This is a genomic window from Klebsiella sp. 10, assembly GCF_018223925.1.
GTDB classification, from domain to species: domain Bacteria; phylum Pseudomonadota; class Gammaproteobacteria; order Enterobacterales; family Enterobacteriaceae; genus Klebsiella; species Klebsiella pneumoniae.
This window is the reverse complement of sequence record NZ_JAGRRB010000005.1, coordinates 370,057-391,567: the sequence shown is the minus strand read 5'-3', so window position 1 is coordinate 391,567 and position 21,511 is coordinate 370,057. Positions and strand designations below refer to the sequence as shown.

General features: G+C 62.0%; 22 protein-coding genes. 10 read left to right on the top strand and 12 right to left on the bottom strand.

The window, feature by feature from the left end; genetic code table 11:
- The first annotated feature begins 55 nt into the window (after positions 1 to 55).
- The 4 genes from galB to KHQ26_RS07710 are packed head-to-tail and all read left to right on the top strand — an operon-like array spanning position 56 to position 3,458.
- Entirely contained in the window at positions 56 to 796 is a 741-nt protein-coding gene (gene galB / locus KHQ26_RS07725; RefSeq protein ID WP_020804212.1) for a 4-oxalmesaconate hydratase, read from the top strand.
- Entirely contained in the window at positions 793 to 1,506 is a 714-nt protein-coding gene (locus KHQ26_RS07720) for a 4-carboxy-4-hydroxy-2-oxoadipate aldolase/oxaloacetate decarboxylase (RefSeq protein WP_020804211.1), read from the top strand. Before galB ends, KHQ26_RS07720 begins: the two co-directional genes overlap by 4 nt.
- Positions 1,507 to 2,592, top strand: a complete 1,086-nt coding sequence (locus KHQ26_RS07715; RefSeq protein WP_004186236.1) for a 4-oxalomesaconate tautomerase — start codon at positions 1,507 to 1,509, stop codon at positions 2,590 to 2,592.
- A gap of 2 nt (positions 2,593 to 2,594) precedes the next feature.
- Positions 2,595 to 3,458 carry an NAD(P)-dependent oxidoreductase gene (locus KHQ26_RS07710; protein ID WP_004181570.1) on the top strand — a complete coding sequence of 288 codons (864 nt, stop codon included), beginning with the start codon at positions 2,595 to 2,597 and terminating at the stop codon, positions 3,456 to 3,458.
- 3 nt (positions 3,459 to 3,461) lie between these two features.
- Here KHQ26_RS07710 and KHQ26_RS07705 read toward each other — a convergent pair whose 3' ends face one another.
- The 8 genes from KHQ26_RS07705 to eefA all read right to left on the bottom strand — a co-directional run bounded on the left by KHQ26_RS07705 (position 3,462) and on the right by eefA (position 14,244).
- Positions 3,462 to 3,752, bottom strand: coding sequence for a YicS family protein (locus tag KHQ26_RS07705; RefSeq protein WP_002923120.1), 291 nt, complete (start codon positions 3,750 to 3,752; stop codon positions 3,462 to 3,464).
- A gap of 106 nt (positions 3,753 to 3,858) precedes the next feature.
- Complete coding sequence (locus KHQ26_RS07700) at positions 3,859 to 4,761, bottom strand: DMT family transporter (RefSeq protein ID WP_002923118.1); 903 nt, start codon at positions 4,759 to 4,761, stop codon at positions 3,859 to 3,861.
- A 151-nt stretch (positions 4,762 to 4,912) separates the two neighbouring features.
- On the bottom strand, positions 4,913 to 6,346 hold the full coding sequence (gene murP, locus KHQ26_RS07695; RefSeq protein ID WP_002923111.1) for a PTS N-acetylmuramic acid transporter subunit IIBC: 1,434 nt from the start codon (positions 6,344 to 6,346) through the stop codon (positions 4,913 to 4,915).
- Positions 6,347 to 6,370: 24 nt separating this feature from the next.
- Positions 6,371 to 7,273 (bottom strand): N-acetylmuramic acid 6-phosphate etherase, encoded by a 903-nt coding sequence (gene murQ, locus KHQ26_RS07690; RefSeq protein WP_023317384.1) that lies wholly within the window; start codon positions 7,271 to 7,273, stop codon positions 6,371 to 6,373.
- A 162-nt stretch (positions 7,274 to 7,435) separates the two neighbouring features.
- Entirely contained in the window at positions 7,436 to 8,599 is a 1,164-nt protein-coding gene (locus KHQ26_RS07685; protein ID WP_002923107.1) for a multidrug effflux MFS transporter, read from the bottom strand.
- A gap of 45 nt (positions 8,600 to 8,644) precedes the next feature.
- Positions 8,645 to 10,009, bottom strand: a complete 1,365-nt coding sequence (eefC, locus tag KHQ26_RS07680; protein ID WP_049126168.1) for a multidrug efflux RND transporter outer membrane subunit EefC — start codon at positions 10,007 to 10,009, stop codon at positions 8,645 to 8,647.
- Between the two features lie 3 nt (positions 10,010 to 10,012).
- Entirely contained in the window at positions 10,013 to 13,120 is a 3,108-nt protein-coding gene (eefB, locus tag KHQ26_RS07675; RefSeq protein ID WP_004173877.1) for a multidrug efflux RND transporter permease subunit EefB, read from the bottom strand.
- The gene (eefA, locus tag KHQ26_RS07670; protein ID WP_004173878.1) at positions 13,120 to 14,244 is read right to left on the bottom strand and encodes a multidrug efflux RND transporter periplasmic adaptor subunit EefA; all 1,125 of its coding nucleotides are present in this window, start codon (positions 14,242 to 14,244) and stop codon (positions 13,120 to 13,122) included. The genes eefB and eefA overlap by 1 nt, the downstream gene beginning before the upstream one ends.
- 206 nt (positions 14,245 to 14,450) lie before the next feature.
- On the opposite strand from eefA, the gene KHQ26_RS07665 reads away from it, so the two are divergent.
- On the top strand, positions 14,451 to 14,573 hold the full coding sequence (locus tag KHQ26_RS07665) for a hypothetical protein (RefSeq protein ID WP_004150240.1): 123 nt from the start codon (positions 14,451 to 14,453) through the stop codon (positions 14,571 to 14,573).
- Here KHQ26_RS07665 and KHQ26_RS07660 read toward each other — a convergent pair.
- Positions 14,533 to 14,649: a hypothetical protein gene (locus tag KHQ26_RS07660; protein ID WP_014343452.1), complete on the bottom strand. Its 117-nt coding sequence runs from the start codon at positions 14,647 to 14,649 to the stop codon at positions 14,533 to 14,535. The genes KHQ26_RS07665 and KHQ26_RS07660 overlap by 41 nt on opposite strands.
- On the opposite strand from KHQ26_RS07660, the gene KHQ26_RS07655 reads away from it, so the two are divergent.
- Complete coding sequence (locus KHQ26_RS07655; RefSeq protein ID WP_004173879.1) at positions 14,624 to 15,040, top strand: GNAT family N-acetyltransferase; 417 nt, start codon at positions 14,624 to 14,626, stop codon at positions 15,038 to 15,040. The genes KHQ26_RS07660 and KHQ26_RS07655 overlap by 26 nt on opposite strands.
- A 511-nt stretch (positions 15,041 to 15,551) precedes the next feature.
- On the opposite strand, the gene KHQ26_RS07650 is transcribed toward KHQ26_RS07655, so the two are convergent.
- Positions 15,552 to 16,199 (bottom strand): TetR/AcrR family transcriptional regulator, encoded by a 648-nt coding sequence (locus KHQ26_RS07650; protein ID WP_004186218.1) that lies wholly within the window; start codon positions 16,197 to 16,199, stop codon positions 15,552 to 15,554.
- Between the two features lie 80 nt (positions 16,200 to 16,279).
- Here KHQ26_RS07650 and KHQ26_RS07645 point away from each other — a divergent pair, with 80 nt between their 5' ends.
- The gene (locus tag KHQ26_RS07645) at positions 16,280 to 17,773 is read left to right on the top strand and encodes an MDR family MFS transporter (RefSeq protein ID WP_020803788.1); all 1,494 of its coding nucleotides are present in this window, start codon (positions 16,280 to 16,282) and stop codon (positions 17,771 to 17,773) included.
- Here KHQ26_RS07645 and KHQ26_RS07640 read toward each other — a convergent pair.
- Positions 17,770 to 18,741 carry a LysR family transcriptional regulator gene (locus KHQ26_RS07640; RefSeq protein WP_074185512.1) on the bottom strand — a complete coding sequence of 324 codons (972 nt, stop codon included), beginning with the start codon at positions 18,739 to 18,741 and terminating at the stop codon, positions 17,770 to 17,772. The two genes, KHQ26_RS07645 and KHQ26_RS07640, sit on opposite strands and share 4 nt — an antisense overlap.
- A gap of 38 nt (positions 18,742 to 18,779) precedes the next feature.
- Between KHQ26_RS07640 and KHQ26_RS07635 the strand changes: the two genes are divergently transcribed.
- Both KHQ26_RS07635 and KHQ26_RS07630 read left to right on the top strand, forming a co-directional pair.
- On the top strand, positions 18,780 to 19,406 hold the full coding sequence (locus KHQ26_RS07635) for a pyridoxamine 5'-phosphate oxidase family protein (RefSeq protein ID WP_020803789.1): 627 nt from the start codon (positions 18,780 to 18,782) through the stop codon (positions 19,404 to 19,406).
- Positions 19,407 to 19,408: 2 nt separating this feature from the next.
- Positions 19,409 to 19,879 carry a DUF1348 family protein gene (locus tag KHQ26_RS07630; protein WP_004173883.1) on the top strand — a complete coding sequence of 157 codons (471 nt, stop codon included), beginning with the start codon at positions 19,409 to 19,411 and terminating at the stop codon, positions 19,877 to 19,879.
- Between the two features lie 20 nt (positions 19,880 to 19,899).
- On the opposite strand, the gene KHQ26_RS07625 is transcribed toward KHQ26_RS07630, so the two are convergent.
- Positions 19,900 to 20,436 carry a carboxymuconolactone decarboxylase family protein gene (locus tag KHQ26_RS07625; protein ID WP_008806790.1) on the bottom strand — a complete coding sequence of 179 codons (537 nt, stop codon included), beginning with the start codon at positions 20,434 to 20,436 and terminating at the stop codon, positions 19,900 to 19,902.
- Positions 20,437 to 20,552: 116 nt separating this feature from the next.
- Between KHQ26_RS07625 and KHQ26_RS07620 the strand changes: the two genes are divergently transcribed.
- Positions 20,553 to 21,458, top strand: coding sequence for an AraC family transcriptional regulator (locus KHQ26_RS07620; RefSeq protein WP_004150236.1), 906 nt, complete (start codon positions 20,553 to 20,555; stop codon positions 21,456 to 21,458).
- The last annotated feature ends 53 nt before the right edge of the window (positions 21,459 to 21,511 follow it).

Below are 21,511 nucleotides of genomic sequence, written 5' to 3'. Positions count from 1 at the left end.
TTACCTCCCCACGACGGGACATGACAAGCTGAAAAAAACAACAGAGGAAGCCATCATGTCTCATCCGGTTAGCGAAAAAAGTGCCCTTGTCGTCAGCGCCCACTCGGCCGATTTCGTCTGGCGCGCGGGCGGTGCGATAGCGCTGCATGCCCTGCAGGGCTATCAGGTCCATGTGGTCTGTTTATCCTTTGGCGAGCGCGGCGAGTCCGCCAAACTGTGGCGTAAAGGCAACATGACCGAGGAGGCGGTGAAGCAGGTGCGTCGCGAAGAGGCGCAGGCCGCCGCCGCGATCCTGGGCGCCAGCGTCGAATTCTTTGATATCGGCGATTATCCGCTGCGCGCCGATAAAGAGACGCTATTTCGTCTGGCGGATGTGTATCGCCGTATCCAGCCCCACTTTGTCCTGACGCACTCCCTGCAGGATCCCTATAACTACGATCATCCGCTGGCCTCCCATCTGGCCCAGGAAGCACGGATTATCGCCCAGGCAGAAGGCTATCGCCCTGGCGAGAAAATTGTCTCTGCTCCCCCGGTTTACTGTTTCGAACCGCACCAGCCGGAGCAGTGCAACTGGAAACCCGATGTGTTGCTGGACATCACCGCCGTCTGGGAGAAAAAGTATCAGGCCATTCAGTGCATGCAGGGTCAGGAGCATCTGTGGGAATACTACACCCGCGTGGCGCTGCAGCGCGGGGTGCAGGCCAAGCGCAATATCGGCATCACGGCCGCGCGCGATATCGTTCACGGCGAAGCCTTCCAGAGCATCTTCCCCCGCGTAACGGAGAACCTGGCATGAACCTGTTAAATAAAAAAGGCCTTGTGATCCGCCACCTGCCGCGCCATGACGAGGCGGTTTTGCGCCGCTGTGAGGCGGCCGGGGTGGCGACGCTCCATGAAGCCAGGGATCGTCAGGGGCTGATGGGGCCGGCAATCCGTCCGATTCAGCAGGGCGTCAGCCGGGCGGGCAACGCGGTAACCGTGCTGGTGACGCCTGGCGACAACTGGATGTTTCATGTGGCGGTCGAGCAGTGCCGCGCCGGCGATATTCTGGTGGTGGCCCCGACCTCGCCGTGCGGCGATGGCTTCTTCGGCGATCTACTGGCGACGTCTCTCCAATCGCGCGGCGTGGTCGGGCTGGTGGGCGATATCGGCATTCGTGATTCGCAAACGTTGCGGGAAATGGGATTCGCCGTCTGGTCCCGTCAGGTTTATGCCCAGGGGACGGTGAAAGAGAGCCTCGGTTCGGTTAACGTCCCGGTGATATGCGCAGGTCAGCTTGTACAGCCGGGCGATGTCGTAGTGGCCGACGACGATGGCGTCGTGGTGCTGCCTCACGCCCGGGTCCGTGATGTGCTCCATAAAGCGGAAGCCCGCATGAGCAATGAGCTTGCGAAGCGTGAGCGGATGCGCCATGGCGAGCTGGGGCTGGATATTTACGCTATGCGTCCGCGTCTGGCGGAAAAGGGCCTGCGGTATTACGACCGCGCAGACGAGGTGGAGGAATAAATGGCGCAACGCGGAATCCCCTGTCTATGGATGCGCGGCGGCACCTCTAAAGCGGCCTGTTTTCTGGCCGACGATCTGCCTGCCGATCCGGTGCGACGTGATGCGGTGCTGCTGGCGGTGATGGGCTCGCCTGATCCCCGGCAAATTGACGGGATCGGCGGCGCCGATCCGCTGACCAGCAAAGTGGCGATTATCCGCCGCTCCGCACGACCTGACGCCGATGTGGACTATCTGTTTGCCCAGGTGAACGTGGCGGCGGCTACCGTGGATTATGGCCAAAACTGCGGCAATATTCTCGCCGCCGTTGGCCCTTTCGCCATCGAGCGCGGTCTGGTTCGCCACGATGCGCCGCTCACTCGGGTGCGTATTTTTATGGAGAACACGGGGCAACTGGCGGTGGCAGAGATCCCCTGCGATGCCGACGGGGTTGACTACGTCGGCGAGAGTCGTATCGATGGCGTGCCGGGCAGCGCCAGCCCGATCCTGCTCCATTTTCTTGATGTCGCAGGCTCCAGCTGCGGGGCCCTGCTGCCGACCGGCCGGGTTCGTGACCGTTTTGACGGCGTCGAGGTGACCTGCATCGATAACGGAATGCCGGTGATCCTGCTGCGCGCGTGCGACCTCGGTTGCACCGGCTATGAGACGCGCGAACAGCTGGATAATGACGACGCGCTTAAACGTCGCCTGGAGTCGATTCGCCTGCAGGCCGGGCCGCTGATGCAGCTTGGCGACGTCAGCCAGCGCACGGTGCCCAAGATGACCTTGATCGCCGAGCCGCGACACGGCGGCGCCATCAGCAGCCGCACCTTTATCCCCCACCGCTGCCACGCGTCGATCGGCGTATTTGGCGCGGTGAGCGTGGCCAGCGCTTGTCTGCTCCCCGGCTCTGTCGCGCAGGGCCTGGCGCAGGTAGCGCCAGGCGATACGCCGCTGCTCAGCGTCGAGCATCCGACAGGCGAATTTAGCGTGACGCTTCAGCTTGATGCTGACGGCGCCCTGGCTGGCTGCGGCCTGTTACGCACGGCGCGACTGCTGTTTGCTGGCGAGGTTTTTATTCCGGCCCGCGTCTGGCCGCGTGAGGAGTGATGATGACAATCGCGTTTATTGGTTTTGGCGAGGCAGGTGGCATTCTGGCGGCGGATCTGGCCCGTGAGCATGCGGTGACCATTTGGGATTGCAAGCTCAATGGCCCGGAGCGAGAGGCAATGCTCAGTAAAGCCCGTGATTCGCGAGTTCAAGTGGGAAATTCGCTGGCGCAGGCGCTGGAGGGGGCCACGCTGGTTTTTTCTACTGTGACCGCCGGTGAGGCGCTAAAGGTGGCGCAGCAGGCGGCCGCGCTGCTGCAGCCGGGACAATATTTCCTCGATCTCAACTCCGTGGCGCCGGAGACGAAACGGCAGGCGGCTGAACATTTTCTGCCGGGCGCCTACATCGATGTCGCGGTGATGGCGCCGGTACCGCCGGCCCGATTGCAGACACCGTTATTGATCGGCGGGCCGCAGGCGGAGGCGATCGCGCCGCGTCTGCAGAGGCTGGGGCTGAATGCCCGCTATGGCGCCAGTACGGTGGGCCAGGTGTCGGCGATAAAAATGTGCCGTAGCGTGATGATCAAAGGTCTTGAAGCGCTTACCACAGAATGCCTGTTCGCGGCTCGTGAATACGGCGTTGAGGAGGAGGTGCTTAGCTCCTTGCATCATAGTTTTCCCTCTCTGGGCTGGACAGGCGCGTTCCCCGACTATCTGATCAGCCGGGTGGCGGAACATGGCATTCGGCGCAGCGAAGAGATGGAAGAGGTGGTGAAAACCCTGCGTGACGTGGGGAGCGCCGGGATAATGAGCGAGGCGATCGCGAAAAGCCAGCGCCAGCTGCCGGAGCAGATGGCCGCCCGTAGCCTGAGCTACAGGCAGCTTACGCCGTTTGACTGGAAAACGCTGGTCGCGAGGCTGAAATAACCGCTATTTGGCCGGACAGACGATTTTGTCGATTGCGGCCTGGTAGCTTTTCTGGTTATTGCGCTCCTTCGCCAGCGTTGCTTCGCGGACCGCGTTCTTGTTACCGTCGGTCGCCAGCACTTTATTGGCAAAATCGTTGTCGCTGAGGTGGCTTGCTGGCGCGCATTTTTCCTTCACCGCTTTGAGCACCTGCTGTTTTTGCTGCTCGAACTGCAGGCTTTGCAGCGGTGATTCGGCCCACGCCGACGTGGCGCTCAGGGCGGTGACCAGGCATACCATCCAACATGCTTTCATCAGGCTTCTCCTTCCGTAATCGCTTCCGTCAACTATATGCGCAGGCGGGAAAACACGCAAATAGTGGTCAGTTTAACTTATTGAAAATGCGCTTTTTCTCGCCTGCTCAGGCGGCTCTCACCCGCCGCCGCGAGTCGATGGCGATCAGCACCACCGACGCGAGGATCAGCAGAGTGCCCAGCCAGTCCGGCAGCGTGAAGGTGATCCCCAGCAGCAGGAGCGACAGCAGGGCGCTGCTCAGCGGTTCGGCGCAGCTGAGGATCCCGGCCTTCGCGCCGCCAATTTTCTGCGCGCCGTTAAGATAAAGGCTGAAGGTCAGCGAAGTACCGATCACCACCAGGTAGAAAAAGGCTAACAGCAGGCTGCCGTTCACCACAAAATCGGTGCCCTGGCCGCCGTAAAACGGCAATAGCATCGCGCCGCCGAACAGCATGCTCCAGCCGACGATGGGCAGCGTCCCGTAGCGGGCAATCAGCGTTGAAGGATAGGTGGTATAAAACGCGGCGGCAAACGCCGAGGCGATCCCCCAGAACAGCGCCGCCGGCGAAATCGACAGCGTCGTTGGGTTGCCGTGGGTCACCAGCAGAAAGGTGCCCGCCAGCGAGGTGCAGATAGCTCCCAGCACCAGCGGTGTGGGACGCGCTTTGCGGGCGAGGGCGAACCAGGCGACGATGATCGTCGGCGACAAAAACTGCAGCACCGTGGCCGTGGCGGCATTGGATTTTTCAATGGTCATCAGAAAGGTGAACTGCACGGTTAGCGCGCCAAACAGCGAGAAAAACAGCAGGCTTAGGGCGTCGCGGCGGTTTTGCAGCACGCGGAAAATGCGGTCGCCGTGAACAAAGCCGAGCATCAGCAGGATCAGCCCGGCAAACAGCAGACGCGTCATGGTCAGAAACGGCGACGACATCTGGCTTTCCTGCATAATAAATTGCGCACACACCCCGGAACTGCCCCACAGCACGGCGGCAATCAGTACGTTCAGCATCCCTTTTTTGCTGGAGCCCATCTTTTCCTCAAGCGAAATATGACAAAGGGGAATCATAGCATGCGCGCGCCCGGGCGGCGGGGCAGGAAATGGTAGTCGGGCGCGGCGGCGTAACTATTTTGCAGGCCCGGTAAGGCGAAGCCGCCGCCGGGCATTAACCGATAGTCGCGTTCTAGCTTAAATCGACATTTTTACTGCCGAACAGCCAGGTGAGGACAAAGCCGCACAGGTAGGAGACCGCCAGCCCGCCGGCGTAGACCGCCATCCCGGCGTAAATTCCGCTGCCGGAGGTCATCAGCGGCAGCGCCACCAGACCGGACGGACCGAACACCGTGTTCAGGCCGACCGGCAGCCCCAGCCAGGCGATCAGTCCGACGAAGAACCCGCCGCAGGCGCCGCCGAGGCAGGCGGTGACAAACGGCTTCATCCGCGGCAGGGTGACGCCGTAGATCAGCGGCTCGCCAATCCCGAGGAAGCCCGGAATAATCGCCCCTTTAATCTGGGTTCGCAGCAGCGAATCGCGCTTCGCCCGCCAGAACAGCGCCAGCGCCGCCCCCACCTGCCCGGCCCCGGCCATCGCCAGGATCGGGAACAGCGAGTTAAAGCCCTGGGCGTCCACCAGCGCAAAATAGACCGGGACAAACCCCTGATGGACGCCAAACATCACCGCCAGCAGGAACAGGCCGGCCAGCACCGCCGAGCCAAACGGGTTGCCGTTAAGATGCAGGAACAGCCATGACATGCCGGTAAATAACCAGCCGCCAATCGGCATGATCACCGTAAAGGTCACCGCGCCCATGATCAGCAGCGTCACCGCCGAAGTGAGGATCATATCGAGGTTGGCCGGCATCACCCGCCGCACCTGGCGTTCAACCCACGCGCCAAGGATAGCGGCGATCAGTACGCCGATGATATTGCCGCGCGGATCGATGCCATGGCCGAAGAAGGTGGAAATGCCGGCGTAGAAGCCGCTAGTTGCCTCCGGGTTGTAGCCCAGCACGAACAGCGAGGCGATAATCGCGCCGTTCACGCCGGAGCCGCCGAACGCCTTCTGCGCGTTATAGCCGATCAGGATACTCAGAAAGGTGAACATCCCTTTGCTGAAGACCTTCATATAGCCAATCAGCGCCACCAGGCTGGCGTTCGGATGGGCGTTCTCCAGTACGAAAACCTGTTCCGCCAGGGTGGCGAAGCCCAGCAGCAGCCCGACGGCGATAAAGCCGGGGATCAGCGGCGTAAAGATGGTGGCGAATTTGGCGAGAAACTTCTGCACCGCGCTGGTCTGCTTGCCCTTCAGCGCCTGCTTTTTCTCCGCCGCGACGTCGGCCAGCGTCGGCGCGGCGGCGGGCGCCGCCTCCAGCAGGCCGTTCATCATTTCGGCGGCGGTTTGCGCCTTGCCGGGGCCGAGCACCACCTGGAACTGCTCGTCGCTGACGATCACCCCCATCACGCCGTCAATCTGGCGGATGGCGGCGCTGTCGGCCAGACTTTCATCGCGCAGGGTCAAGCGCAGGCGCGTCATGCAGTTGCCCGCCTGCGCGACGTTTGCGGCGCCGCCCACGTGGGCGAGGATCCGCGCTATCATCTCTTTCGTTATTTTTGCCATTGCCCGTTACCTGTCTGTCGGCGCTCAGGTGTTGCTGAGCGCCTTGCGGATATAGCCGTTGTTTTTCGCCAGCAGCGACTGCGCCTCTGCGGCGCTTAAGTCCGCCAGCACCATCACGATCGCCGTTTTACAGTGGCGGCCGCAGGCCTCCAGCGCCTTCTGGGCGGTGGCGCGATCGCAGTCGGTGGCCTCCATCACGATAGAGACCTGGCGCTCAATCAGCTTGGCGTTGGTCGCTTCAACGTCGACCATCAGGTTGCTGTACACCTTGCCGACGCGGATCATCGCCCCGGTGGAGATCATGTTCAGCACCAGCTTCTGCGCGGTGCCGGCTTTCAGGCGGGTAGAGCCAGTGACCACTTCCGGGCCGACTACCGGGGTGATCGCCACGTCCGCCAGCTGGGCCATTTCGCCATGCGGGTTACAGCTGACGATGGCGACAAAGGCATTCTGTCTATGGGCGTATTCCATGGCGCCAATGACGTACGGCGTGCGTCCGCTGGCCGCCAGCCCCACCAGCACATCGCGGTTGCTGAAGTTCAGGTTCTGCAGATCCATCGCCCCCTGCGCTTTGTTGTCTTCCACGTTTTCCACGGCGCTGAGAATCGCTTTATGTCCGCCGGCGATGATCCCCACCACCTGCTCCGGGCGGGTGCCGAAGGTCGGTGGGCATTCACTGGCATCGAGGATCCCCAGACGCCCTGAGGTACCCGCGCCAATGTAAATCAAGCGGCCACCGGCCTGCAGCGCCGCCGCGACCTTATCCACCACCTCGGCAATCTGCGGCAGATAGGGCGTTATCGCCTGGGCTACCTGCTGGTCTTCCTGGTTTATCACCGTCAGCATCTCGAGGGTGGAGAGGGTGTCAATGTTGGCGCTGTTGGCGTTACGTCGCTCGGTCAGCAGTTTGCTCAGGTCGATACTCATAGAAACCTCGTTATTCTCAGTGGCGCGCAGTATAAGGAATTATTTATTCCTTGCCTGTGAAGAGTATCACGATTAGTACGTGGAGAATAATACGAGAATGGTAGATATGGCGGGAAATAGTGCGGTAATAAATCTGGAATATTTTATTACCGCAGCAGGAGATTAGCGTGCGTCGCGCGGTTTGCTGAGGCCCAGCAGCAGCGCCAGCAGGTAGCAGATGGCCATCGCGAGGCTCATTTTCAGCATTGTTTCGCCGCCGAGACCCGCCAGCGGCGCGGCGATGCCGCCGAAGACAAACATCAGGGTGCCCATCAGCGCGGACGCGGTCCCGGACTGCGCGGCGTCGACGGCGCTCATCGCCTCCGCGCCGGCGACGGTGCTGATGCCGCTCATCAGCGACACGGTAAAGAACAGGCCGACCAGCGCCAGCACCGGCAGATGCAGCCAGGCAAACAGCAGCATGATCGCCGCACAGCTCACGGCCAGCGTCAGGCCGCCGCGCAGCAGGCTTTCGGCGCTAAAGCGGCGCGCCAGACGGGAAAAGATCATCGCGGCGATGATCAGCCCGATACCGTTCAGACCGAACAGCAGACTGAACTGCATGGCGCTCATGCCGTATTCGCTCTGCATCACGAAGGAAGAAGAGCCGATGTAGGAGAACAGCCCGGCCATCATAAAGGCCTGGATCAGGCAGAAGCGCAGAAAGCGGCGATTTTTCAGCACCGGCTGGCCGGGCCGTTGGCGGCTGGCATGCGCCGCTGTGGCCGGGCGCGTTTCCCGCAGGATCGCCAGGCTCATCACCAGCAGCACGCCGCCGATGGCGGCCATCGTCCAGAAGAGAATTCGCCAGTCGAAGGCGGTGATAACGTAGCCGCCCAGCACCGGGGACAGCACCGGCGCAATGCCGTTCACGGTCATCAGCAGGGCGAAAAACTGGGTCAGCAGGGTGCCCTGGTATTTATCGCGGGCGATGGATCGCGACAGCACCGAGCCGCCGGCGCCGGCAAAGCCTTGTAAAAAGCGCCAGACAATCAGCATGTTGATATCGCGGGTCAGGGCGCACATCGCCGAAGAGAAGATAAACAGCAGCAGCGACAGCGCCAGCGGTTTCAGGCGGCCAATGCGGTCGCTCAGCGGGCCGAAAAACAGCTGACCCAGGCCGAGACCAATCAGCGCGGCGGTCAACGACAGCTGGGTCTGGGTGCTGGTGGCCTGCAGCTGCTGAGTGATCTCCGGCAGCGCCGGTAGATAAAAATCCGTGCACAGCGGGCCGATACCCGACAGCAGGCCGAGGATCAGCGCCCAGGAGAGGGAAACACGTGCCATAACGATTCCTTGTAGAGGCCGGGCTCGGTCGCCCGGCGGGTAAGTTTAACTGGCGCCGCCGCCCAGCGACTGCCAGAGGGTGATCCGGTTATTGAGGTCGGTCTGCTGCAGGGACAGCAGCGTCGTTTTCGCCGACCACAGCGTGCGCTGAGCGGTGAGCACCGACAGATAATCGCCGACCCCGGCCTGATAGCTCTTCATGGCGATATCCAGCGATGTCTGCTCGGCGGCGACATACTGCCGCTGAGCATCAAGCTCTTCGCTCAGCGTTTCCCGGCGCGCCAGCGCATCGGCAACGTCCTTAAACGCGCTCTGAATCGATTTCTCGTAGGTGGCGATCAGCCCCTTTTTCTCCGCTTCCGCATAGCGCAGCTGCGCCAGGTTGCTGCCGCCGGTGAACAGCGGCAGGCTGATGGAGGGGGCGAACGACCACACCTGCATCCCGTGGCTGAACAGCGACGACAGCGAGTCGCTGCCGACCCCGGCGCTGGCGGTCAGGGAAATCGACGGGAAGAAGTTCGCCCGCGCCGCGCCGATATCGGCATTGGCGCTCTTCAGATTGTGCTCCGCTTCCTGAATGTCCGGCCGACGCAGCAGCACCGACGACGACACGCCCGCCGGCACCAGCGCGATGCTGTTATCCCCGAGACTCTCGAGAGTGCCGGGCAGCAGGCTCTCCGGCACGGTTTCCCCCGCCAGCAGGTTAATGGCGTTTTTATCCTGCGCCACCAGCGTGCGATAGCTGGCGACGCTGGCGCGCGCCTGCTGATAGACGCTTTCCGCCGAGCTTAAATCACCCGCGGAGGCGGTGCCAACCGCCATCTGGCGGGCGACGATGTTGCGCGAGTTTGCCGCGCTGTCCATGGTCTGCTGCGCCAGCGCCAGATTGCTGTTATCCGTCGCCAGCGTCACCCAGGCGGTGGTCAAATCGGCAATCATCGTCAGCCGGGTATTCTGCGCGGTGAATTCGCTGGCAAGCCAGGTTTCGCGCGCCGCGCGCGACAGGCTCTGGTTCTTGCCGAACAAGTCCAGTTCGAAGCTGGAGACCGCGCCGTCGGCCTGTGAAGCGGAGCTCAGGCCACTGGCCACCGTTTTGCTGCGGGTGTGGCTCAGTTCGGCATCAACGGTGGGAAACAGCGATGCCCGCGTTTCGCCATACTGGGCGCGAGCGGCTTCAATATCGGCCAATGCCTTTTGCACATCGCGGTTGCTGTTCAGCGCGATGCTGACCACTTTTTTTAACCGCGCATCATTGACCACTTTTTGCCAGTCGCCGACCACCGCCGTTGATTCGCCGTGCGCGCCGGGAAGGGGCGCCGGCACCGGCGCGGCCGGGCTCTCGTAGTGCGGGTCAAGAGAGACACAGCCCGCGGTCAGGAGCGCGATAAACATTAAACTCAAACGAAACATAACTTACTCCTGAGAAGGACGTGGGCGGGTAAAGAGACGCTTCACCAGCACAAAGAACAGCGGTACGAAGAACACCGCCAGCAGGGTGGCCGTCAGGGTGCCGCCGATAATCCCGGTGCCGATCGCCACGCGGCTGTTGGCTCCGGCGCCGGTGGCGATGGCCAGCGGCAGCACCCCGGCGATAAACGCCAGCGAGGTCATGACAATCGGGCGCAGGCGAGTCTGCGCGGCGCGGATCGCCGCCCGGGAGAGCGAATACCCCTCATCCACGGCGGATTCAGCGAACTCCACGATCAGGATGGCGTTTTTCGACGACAGGCCGATGGTGGTCAGCAGCGCCACCTGGAAGTAGACGTCGTTGCTTAAGCCGCGCAGCGTCGCCGCCAGCGCCGCGCCAAGCAGGCCGAGCGGGATGACCATGATCACCGAGAACGGCACCGACCAGCTCTCATACAGCGCCGCCAGGCACAGGAATACCACCAGAATCGAGATGGCGTAGAGGCTCATCGCCTGGCCGCTGGCCAGCTTTTCCTGCAGCGAAATGCCGCTCCACGCCCAGGTGGAGCCCGCCGGCAGGCTGTCGGCCAGCTTTTCCATCTTGTCCATCGCCGCGCCGGAGCTGAAGCCGGCGGCGTTTTCGCCCTGGATCTCAAAGGCGGCGGAGCCGTTGTAGCGCACCAGGCTTTCCGGGCCGTATTGCCAGTGGGTGGTGGCGAAGGCGGAGAACGGCGTCATGCTGTTATCGCTGCCGCGAACGAACCATTTGCCGAGGTCCGACGGCACCGCGCGCGCGTCGCTTTCGCCCTGGATATAGACCTTTTTCACCCGGCCGCGATCGATAAAGTCATTCACGTAGGTACCGCCCCAGGCGCTGGAGAGCGTATCGGTCACGTCGCTCAGCGACAGCCCCAGCGAGACGGCTTTGTTGTTATCGATATCCACCTGCAGCTGCGGCATCTGCGGCAGATCGTTAGCGCGCACCGACTGCAGTTCGCTGCTCTGGTTGGCCGCCGCCAGCAGCTGGCTGCGCAGCTTCATCAGGCTGTCACGGTCGGTACCGCCGCTGGCCATCAGTTCGAAGGTGAAGCCGTTGCTCTGCCCGAGACCGTCTACCGACGGCGGGGTCATGGCGAAGAGGGTGGCGTCGCGGATCGTCCCCAGCTCTTTGGTGGCGCGCAGGGCGATGGCCTGGGCGGTGTTGTCGTCCCCTTTGCGCTGCGACCAGTTTTTCAGCGACACGAAGGCCATCCCGGCGTTCTGCCCGCTGCCGCTAAAGCTGAAGCCGTCGACGGTGAAAATGACATCGGTATTGGCTTTCTCTTTGGTGAGGAACCAGTCGGTCACCTGGCGGCGCACCTCGGCGGTACGCACCGCGGTGGCCCCGGCGGGCAGGGTGTACTGGACCATGATCTCCCCCTGGTCCTCCACCGGCAGGAAGCTGCCCGGCAGCTTCCACATCGCCAGCGCCATCGCCCCGCAAATCAGCGCGTAAGCGCCCATCATCACTGCGCCCCGGCGCAGGCCGCCGAGCACCCGGCGCTGGTAGCCCGCCTCCGTACGTCCCCACAGGCGGTTAAAGGCGCCGAAGAACCCTTTGGTGTGCGGTTTGGAGTGGCTGAGCAGCGCGCCGCACAGCGCCGGGGTGAGGGTCAGCGCTACCACCACCGACAGCATCATCGCCGAGATAATGGTTACCGAGAACTGGCGATAGATGACCCCGGTCGAACCGCCGAAGAAGGCCATCGGCAGGAACACCGCCGACAGCACCAGGGCAATCGCCACCAGCGCGCCGGAGATTTCGCCCATCGATTTTTCGGTGGCTTCGCGAGCGGGGAGCCCTTCGTCGCGCATAATGCGCTCCACGTTCTCCACCACCACGATGGCGTCATCCACCAGCAGGCCGATCGCTAGCACCATGGCGAACAGCGTCAGGGTGTTAATCGAGTAGCCGAACAGGGCCAGCACGCCGAAGGTGCCAAGCAGCACCACCGGCACCGCTACCGCCGGAATGAGCGTCGCGCGGAAGTTCTGCAGGAACAGATACATCACGCAGACGACGAGGATAATCGCTTCGAACAGGGTCTGAATCACGTCCTCGACCGAGATTTTGATGAACTCGGTGCTGTCCTTCGGATAGGCAATATCGTAACCCTGCGGCATCTGACGCTGGAATTCGGCGATTTTGCTTTTCACCAGCGTCGCGGTGTCCAGCGCGTTGGCGCCGGGGGCCATCATCACCGCGATCCCGGCGGCAGGGTGGCCGTTCAGATTGGCGGTGGCGGTGTAATCCTCGCTACCCATCTCCACCCGCGCGACATCGCTCAGGCGTACTACCGAGCCGTCGGCCTGGCTTTTCACGATGATCGCTTTGAACTGGTCAGGGGTTTGCAGCCGGGACTGCGCGCGCACGGTGGCGGTTAATTGCTGGGCATTGGACGACGGTAGCGCGCCGATTTTACCGGCGGAAACCTGCACGTTCTGCGCCTCAATCGCCGACTGGACGTCGGAAGGCATCAGCGAGTAGGAGGCGAGTTTGGTCGGGTCCATCCAGACGCGCATCGCGTATTCGGCGCCGAATACCTGCAGGCTGCCGACGCCCTCCACGCGCGCCAGCGGGTCCTGCATATTGCTGACCAGCCAGTCGGAGATATCGGAGCTGGTGGCGCGGTTGGTTTTGTCATACACCGCAAGGATCAGCAGAAAGCTGCTCTGCGATTTTTCCACCGTTACGCCGGACTGCTGGACTTCGCTCGGCAGCCGCGATTCCGCCTGCTGCACTTTGTTTTGTACCTGCACCTGGGCGGTGTCCGGGTCGGTTCCCTGCTCAAAGGTGACGGTGATGCTGACCGAGCCGTCGGAGCTGCTGGTGGAGCTGAAGTAGAGCAGATGGTCGAGGCCGGTGAGCTGCTGCTCGATCACCTGGGTGACGCTGTTCTCCAGGGTTTCGGCGGACGCCCCGGTATAGGTGGCGGAGATTTTCACCGCCGGCGGGGCGACATCCGGGTACTGGCCTACCGGCAGCGTGCGGATCGCCAGCACCCCGGCGAGCATAATCAGAATGGCGATCACCCAGGCAAAGACCGGGCGACGCACGAAGAAACGGGAGAACATCAGGCGTTGCCTCCGTTATTGTTGACGGCGACGGCCTTCACTGTCTGTCCGGGGGCCACTTTACCGGTGCCTTCGACAATCAGCTTGTCGCCCGCTTTCAGGCCGCTCAGCACCAGCCATTTATCGCCGTAGGTGTCGCCGGTTTCCACGGTACGCTGCTCAACTTTGTTGGCGGCATCGACCACCAGCGCCGTGGCGTCGCCTTTGGCATCGCGGGTGATCCCCTGCTGCGGGGCGAGGATCGCGTCGTTCATGATGCCTTCATCGATGCGCGCGCGGACGAACATCCCCGGCAGCAGGACGTGCTGCGGGTTGGGGAAGATAGCGCGCAGGGTCACCGAGCCGGTAGATTCATCGACGGCGACTTCGGTGAGCGCCAGACGCCCTTTTTCGGGATAGGTACTGCCATCTTCCAGGGTTAACGTCACGCTGAGGGTGTCGCTGTTGCTGGCCAGGCTTTGTTTGCGTAAACGCAGGAGATCGACGCTGGATCGCGTCAGATCGACATACATGGTGTCGAGCCCGCGGATCGTCGCCAGCGCGGTATCCTGATCGGCGGAGACCAGCGCCCCCGGCGTAACCGACGAGATGCCGATGCGCCCGGCAATCGGCGCGGTGACGGTGGTCCAGTTCAGGTTAATGCGCGCGCTCTCCAGCGCCGCTTTCTTCGATTCCACGCTGGCCTTGTCCTGGGCGCAGGTGGAGGCGGCGTCGTCAGCATCCTGGCGGGAAACGCCGTTATCCCTGACCAGCGACGCGTAGCGCTGGGCCTTCTGGCAATCGGAGACCACCAGCGCCTGGGCCTGTTTCAGCGCCGCCGCCGCTTCGTTCCAGGTCGCGCGATAGCTGGAGGGATCGATCTGGTAAAGGGCCTGCCCGGCCTTCACCATATCGCCTTCGGTAAACAGGCGTTTCTGGATGATGCCGCTCACCTGCGGGCGAACTTCGGCGCTGAGCGAGGCGGTGGTGCGGCCGGTGAGCTGGCTGACTACCGGCACCGGCTGGCTTTGCAGGGTGACCACGCCCACTTCCGGCGTGGGTTGCTGCGGAGCAGATGTCTGCGCATTATCGCATCCGCTAAGGAGAAATAATGCTGTCGCGATGGGAGCTATGATGTATTTCATTATATTTTCTCAAGATATAAGACGTCCGCCCCGTTTATTTAAAAACGAGGGAATAGGTTGGGCGCTGAGGCATTTTCGGGTGAGCGAAAATGACAAAAAAGGAACACAGATGTTCCTGAACGTGATTGTTATTGTGTCTCCGCTGAAGCCAACCTCTTCGGTCTTCAGGAGGTGAAAAGCGCATCTCCTCTGGTTTTGTGGTGAGAATGATCATTCTCATTTTTCCCCATTATACGATCCGTCGCGATAATGGAAAGGTTTTTTTGCTTACTTTTAGAACGCAAAAAATTAAGGCAAATAATCATGGAGAAAATAAGAATATTTTGTGAAAGTGGAGAGGGAAAATAACCATTCGGCAGCGCGATACTGGAGATAGTTAATGACACTAATCATTACAAAAAGCATTAATCCCGACGATCAACAAGAACTGTTTGCCGGTCTGCGGCAGTATAATCAGCAGTATCTCGATGCGGCGCAGTTTGGCGATCTGGGGATTTACTCGCGCGATGCGCAAGGGGTAATGCAGGGCGGGCTGATTGCTAAACGCAAGGGCAACTGGCTGTGCATTGAGTATCTGTGGGTTAGCGAGACGACGCGCGGGCGCGGGCTGGGGAGCGAGCTGATGCAGGAGGCGGAACAGCAGGCGCAGGCGCAAGGCTGCAGCCATCTGCTGGTGGATACCTTTAGCTTCCAGGCGCTGCCGTTTTATCAGAAATTAGGCTATCAGCTGCAGATGTCGCTGCCCGACTTCCCGCACGCAGGCATGCAGCGCCACTATTTGTCGAAGGCGCTGTAACGATCCTGGTATCCCCGGGCGGTCAGGTACCGTACCTGTGGTTGTGCCGGATGGCGGCATAAATGCCTTATCCGGCCTACGGTTCGTGCGACCTATTGTTATTTTAACCACATGCGCGACTGAAACTGCCGGTGCTGGCGGCCTCAAAATCGCTGAGACGTTCCCGGAAGGCCGGGGCAGCCCGCATGGATGCGGGCTGAGGGCCGTGTTTTGCAGGGACGCTGCCTCGGCCCGACCCGAAGCCTGCAGGGATAAGTCGAAGGGACCGCGTAGCGGCGATTTTGCTGGCCGGAGCCCGGGGGTACAGGGGGCGGCGGCGACTGGCCGCCCCCTGTGCGCTCCCTGCGGCATAAGAGACATAACGCAGAAGATCAACCGGGAGCGCAATCTGCCGGGAATTAACATAGAAGTTGTAGCCCTGCTAAGCGTAGCGCGAGCAGGGAAAATCCCGGATGGCGGCGCGTGGCGCCTTATCCGGGCTACAAAAGCATTTGCCGGGCGGCGGCTGCGCTTAACCCCCGACGCCGTGGCCCATCAACGCCAGCGCGTGGCTGACGATGGTCTGACGGTTGACCGCCTGTAAACGCGGATCGCTGTGGATGCGTGAAAATGGCACCAGCACCAGGCTAATTACCGTGGTAAACAGCAGCTCCGGCGCCAGCGCCGGATTGATCTTGCCTTCCTGCTGCCAGCGACGCACCGTCCCCAGCATCACCTGAAAACGCTCCTCGCCGAAGCGGGCATCCATATGCTGGCGCAGAATCGGCATCTCGCCGATGATCTCCTGCATCCACAGCGGCGCGAACCAGGCGTTTTTCTCCGCCATATGCCCCAGCGTTTCGACCATCATCGTCAGCGCCAGCACCGGGTCCTGTGGATGATCGACAAAGATGCGGCTGATGTGATTGCGCAGCGGCATAAAGCGCTCCTCAATCAACTGGGTCACCAGCGCATCCCGCGAACTGAAATAGTAATGCAGCATCGCCGGCGTTACCCCGGCCTCTTTGGCGATGGCGTTCAACGACACGCGGGCCGCACCGTCGCGGGCAAACAGCGTCAGGGCGATGTCCATCAGCTGTTCGCGGTTGGCAGTACCCGGTTTTTTACCGCGTGGCCGCCCTGGGCGGCGGGGGGCATCCTGATCCTTTTGTGCTGTCATGATATGGCGATCTCTTGACCCGACTCATTCTTTCACTAAATATTAATTATGCATTTAATTAATTTCAAGCGAGCGTTGTGATGACTACTGAAGTCGCAAACCCACCGGTGCAGTCGATACGTCTGCTATTTAGCGCATTGCTGCTGGTGATGCTGCTTTCGGCGCTGGATCAGACCATTGTCTCCACCGCGCTGCCGACGATTGTCGGCGAACTGGGCGGGCTGGACAAGCTTTCCTGGGTGGTCACGGCCTATATCCTCAGCTCCACCATTGCGGTGCCGCTGTACGGGAAATTTGGCGATCTGTTTGGTCGCAAAATTGTGCTGCAGGTGGCGATTGGACTGTTTCTCGTCGGCTCCGCGCTCTGCGGTCTGGCGCAGAATATGACCCAGCTGGTATTGATGCGTGGCCTGCAGGGGCTCGGCGGCGGCGGCCTGATGGTGATCAGCATGGCGGCGGTCGCCGACGTCATCCCGCCCGCCAACCGCGGGCGCTACCAGGGGCTGTTCGGCGGTGTCTTCGGCCTCGCGACGGTGATTGGCCCGCTGATCGGCGGCTTCCTCGTGCAGCATGCCTCCTGGCGCTGGATCTTCTATATCAACCTGCCGCTGGGCCTCTTCGCGCTGTTGGTGATCGGCGCGGTATTCCACAGCAGCAATAAACGCAGCCAGCATCAGATTGACTGGCTGGGAGCCATCTACCTCAGCATGGCGCTGCTGTGCATTATTCTGTTTACCTCGGAGGGGGGTACCGTTCGTCCATGGAGCGATCCGCAGCTATGGTGCATTCTGGCCTTCGGCCTGATCGGTATCGCCGGCTTCATTTATGAAGAACGGCTGGCGTTTGAACCGATTATCCCGTTGGGTCTGTTCCGTAACCGCAGCTTTCTGCTGTGTAGCCTGATCGGCTTCGTCATCGGCATGTCGCTGTTCGGGTCAGTCACCTTCCTGCCGCTCTATCTGCAGGTGGTGAAGGAGGCGACGCCCACCGAAGCCGGGCTGCAGCTGATCCCTCTGATGGGCGGCCTGCTGCTGACCTCGATTATCAGCGGGCGGATTATCAGCCGTACCGGTAAATATCGCCTGTTTCCGATCCTCGGCACCCTGCTCGGCGTGACCGGCATGGTACTGCTGACCCGCATTACCATTCACTCGCCGCTGTGGCAGCTGTACCTGTTTACCGGCGTGCTGGGAGCGGGTCTGGGGCTGGTGATGCAGGTGCTGGTCCTGGCGGTGCAGAATGCGATGCCGGCGCAGATGTACGGCGTCGCCACCTCCGGCGTGACCCTGTTCCGCTCGATTGGCGGCTCCATCGGCGTGGCGCTGTTTGGCGCGGTGTTCACGCACGTTCTGCAGAGCAACCTGCAACAACTGCTGCCGGAAGGCGAGGTGCTGCCGCCGGGAATGAATCCGGTGGCGGTCCAGCACCTGCCCGCGGATATCCGCCTCGACTACCTCGACGCCTTCGGCGCGGCGATCCACGCGGCGTTTCTGATGGCGGCCGGCATTATGGCGGTGGCGTTTGTCCTCTCATGGCTGTTAAAGGAGGCGCCGCTGAAGACCGCGACGCATTAAGCGGCCCCGGCGATGCGCAGCAGTGCCTGACGCAGCGCCGGTGCGGCAAAATCGATAAATTTGCGCAGCTTAAGCGGCGCCAGATCCCGAGCGGTATACAGCAAATGGACCGGCGCCGGATCCGGCTCGACGTTTTCCAGCAGCAGACGGAGCTCCCTGTGGCGCAGGCCATCCAGCGCCTGATAATGCAGTAAGCGGGCCACCCCCACCCCCAGCCGCGCGGCATCGGCGGCGCTCTCTGGCGTGGTGACGGATAGCACCGGCGGCAGGTTAATCAGCTGGTCCTCGCGCTCAGCGGCGCGAAAGCGCCAGCCGCGATAGGGCATCGGCGATTCAATGCGGATGATCGGCAGCGCCGCCAGATCGCGCGGCCGCTGCGGCTCGCCGTATTTCGCCAGCAGCGCCGGATGGGCGCAGGCCACAATCCGCATGGTGCCGAGGCGGGTGGCCACCATGCTGCTGTCCGCCAGGTCGCCAATCCGCACCGCCAGATCGACATGGTCGCTCACCAGGTCGGCATTGCGATCGCTGAGCAGCAAACGGACGCGAATTAGCGGGTAGCGGGCGATAAATTCACTGATTACCGGAAGAACGTGCTGGCGTCCAAACATCGTCGGCGCGGAGATCACCAGCTCGCCCTTCGGTTCCTGATATTCGCCCGTCGCCTGGCGTTCGGCGTTTTCCACCTCCTCAAGGATCCGCCGGGCGGCGGCAACATAATCGACCCCGGCGTCGGTGAGCGTCAGTTTGCGGGTGGTTCGCGCCAGCAGGCGTACGCCCAGCGCGCTCTCCAGTTCGCCAATATGGCGGCTGACGGTGGTCAACGGCATATTCAGCGCCCGCGCCGCCGCCGACATGCTCCCCAGCTCGGTCACTTTCACCAGCAGCGCCATCGCGTTGAATCGATCCATTATTCTCCCGTTTTGCGGAAAGATGATTGCCACTTTACCCGTATTATCATTCTTCACAGTACAGTCCATGATGGCGCCAGACAACAGGAGGCGCTATGGCAGCAACCTTTCTCGATATCGCTATCACCCCGGACGTGATGGATGTGCAGCATGAAATGGGCAGCGACTCGCTGTGGCAAACGCCGCGCAGTCGCCGCCAGGCCGACCGCTTCGGCGACAGCGAAGCGGGGATGATCGCCACCCGCGACAGCTTTTATCTGGCGACGGTGTCGCAGAGCGGCTGGCCCTACATTCAGCATCGCGGCGGCCCGCCGGGGTTTCTGCATCTGCTGGATGACATCACCCTGGCGATGGCCGATTTCGGCGGTAACCGCCAGTACATTACTACCGGCAATCTGCGCGGCAGCGACCGGGCCTGCCTGTTTTTGATGGATTATCCGCGCCGTGCCAGGCTGAAAATCTACGCCACCGTCGAGGTCCTGGCGGCAGAGGACCACCCGCAGCTGCTGGCGCAGGTGGCGCCGGCCAACTATCGCGCCCGCATTGAACGTCTGTTTCTTTTTCATTTGCAGGCGTTTGACTGGAACTGCCCGCAGCACATTACGCCGCGCTACAGCGCGCAGCAGGTGGCGGAGTACAGCCAGAACCTGCAGCAACGTATTCATGACCTGGAGCAGGAGAATCAGCGCCTGCAGCAGCAATTAGCCCGCAAAGGAGAGTAAGTATGACCGAACAACGTCCCCCGTTACCGCCGTTTACCCGCGACAGCGCTATCCAGAAGGTCCGCGCCGCGGAAGATGGCTGGAACAGTCGCGATGCCGAAAAAGTCGCTCTGGCCTACACCGTCGATAGCGAATGGCGCAACCGCAGCGAATTTGTCCACGGCAGGGGGCAAATTGTTGAGTTCCTGCAGCGAAAATGGCGCAAGGAGCAGCAATACCGGCTGATTAAGGAGCTGTGGGCATGGCAGGAGAATCGCATTGCCGTGCGCTTCGCCTATGAGTGGTGCGACGACAGCGGCAACTGGTTTCGCTCGTATGGCAATGAGAACTGGGAGTTTGATAAGCACGGACTGATGCAGACGCGCTACGCCTGCATCAACGACCTGCCGATCGCCGAAAGCGAGCGCCTGTTCCACTGGCCCCAGGGGCGCCGCCCGGACGATCATCCGGGGCTTAGCGATCTGGGGCTGTAAAACCGGCGCGGCGCAACGGATTAATCGGCTTTCGGGAAGTCGACCACCGTGTCGTTAACCCGGTTCACCATGTTGGTGAACAGGATGGCGCTGACGGCGCTGATAATCTCAATCACCTGCTGGTCGCTAAAACCGGCGTTGCGCAGCGCGGCGACGTCGGCTTCCGGCAGCGTACCGGTGGTGGTCACCAGGGTCTGCGCGAATTTCACCAGCGCATCAAGCTGCGCCTCTTCCGCATACTCCCCGCGGCGCAGGGCGTGGATTTGTTCGCTGCTGAAGCCGGCTTTTTTCGCCATCAGGGTATGCGCGGCCAGACAGTAGTCACAGCCGGTGGCTTCGCTGACCGACAGGTTAATCGCTTCCAGCTGTTGGGCGCTGAGGCTGCCTTTATGGAGCATCGCATTGTGCGCCAGCGCCTGCTGCAGCGCCGCCGGCGAGTGGCCGCCGATGGTGAGATAGGCGTTCGGCACTTTGCCCATCGCTTTTTTGATCCCGGCGAAAATATCGGCGGCTTTGCCGGTGGCGTCTTGTTCACGGATATCTGCTAAACGGCTCATGGTTAACTCCTGTTGTTATCGAGGGTGTGTTGGCAATGGGGTCATCTTAGGCGCTTGCCGCATGCTAGACTGGCGGTCTTCGTCTCACCTTTTTGTCTTATCGTCTCAGGAGAAGCATGGACAGTCTCAGTCATCTGCTGGCGCTGCTGGCGCCGCGCTGCGAAGTGAACCTGCACTGTCGCTTCGGCGGCCGCTGGCAGGCCGGGCACCAGCAAATGCGCAGCGGCGTGGTGCCCTGGCACGTGGTGCTGCGCGGCGAGGGGCGGCTCAACGTCGGCGGCCAGACTCATCACCTGCGCGCGGGAGATGTCGTCCTCCTGCCGCACGGTTCGCCGCATCTGATGGAGAGTCTGGTGGAGTGGGGCCAGGTGCTGCCGGTGGCGCACCGGTTTAACGGCACGGTGACGGAAATGCGCGCCGGCCCGGCGGAGGGGGCGCTGGAGATGCTGTGCGGCGAATTCTATTTTGGTCCGCACGTCAGCTGGCTGTTCAGTGAAGCATCGACGCTGATCCATCTCCATACCGATGCGCGTGAAGACTGCCCGGAGCTGGACGCGCTGCTTAATATACTGGTGCGCGAGAGCCTGGCGCAGCGTCCCGGCGGCAGCGCTATCGTGCGCAGCCTCGGCGATACGCTGCTGGTGCTCCTGCTGCGCATGCTGCTTGGCGAGCAGCAGCCGCCCGGCGGACTGCTGCGTCTGATGAGCGATGAACGCCTGATGCCGGCGGTGCTGGCGGTGATGGCGACCCCGGAGCAACCGTGGACGCTGGAGAGTATGGCCGCCCGTGCCTTTCTGTCGCGGGCCACCTTTGCCCGTCATTTTGCCCGCGTCTATCACCTGACGCCGCAGGCGTGGCTGTCGCAGTTGCGAATGGCGCTGGCCGCCCGGCTGCTGCGCCTGGAGCGTCAGACCAACCTCGAGGTCATTGCCGAACGCTGCGGCTTTCAGTCGCTGGCGTCCTTCTCGAAGCGCTTCAAAATGCGCTATGGCGTGACGCCGGGCGAGTGGCGACGGGGCTAGCGCCTCGCGTTTCGCGAAGATGATTTTATTTCCAGTTGCGTGGTTTGCTGTTT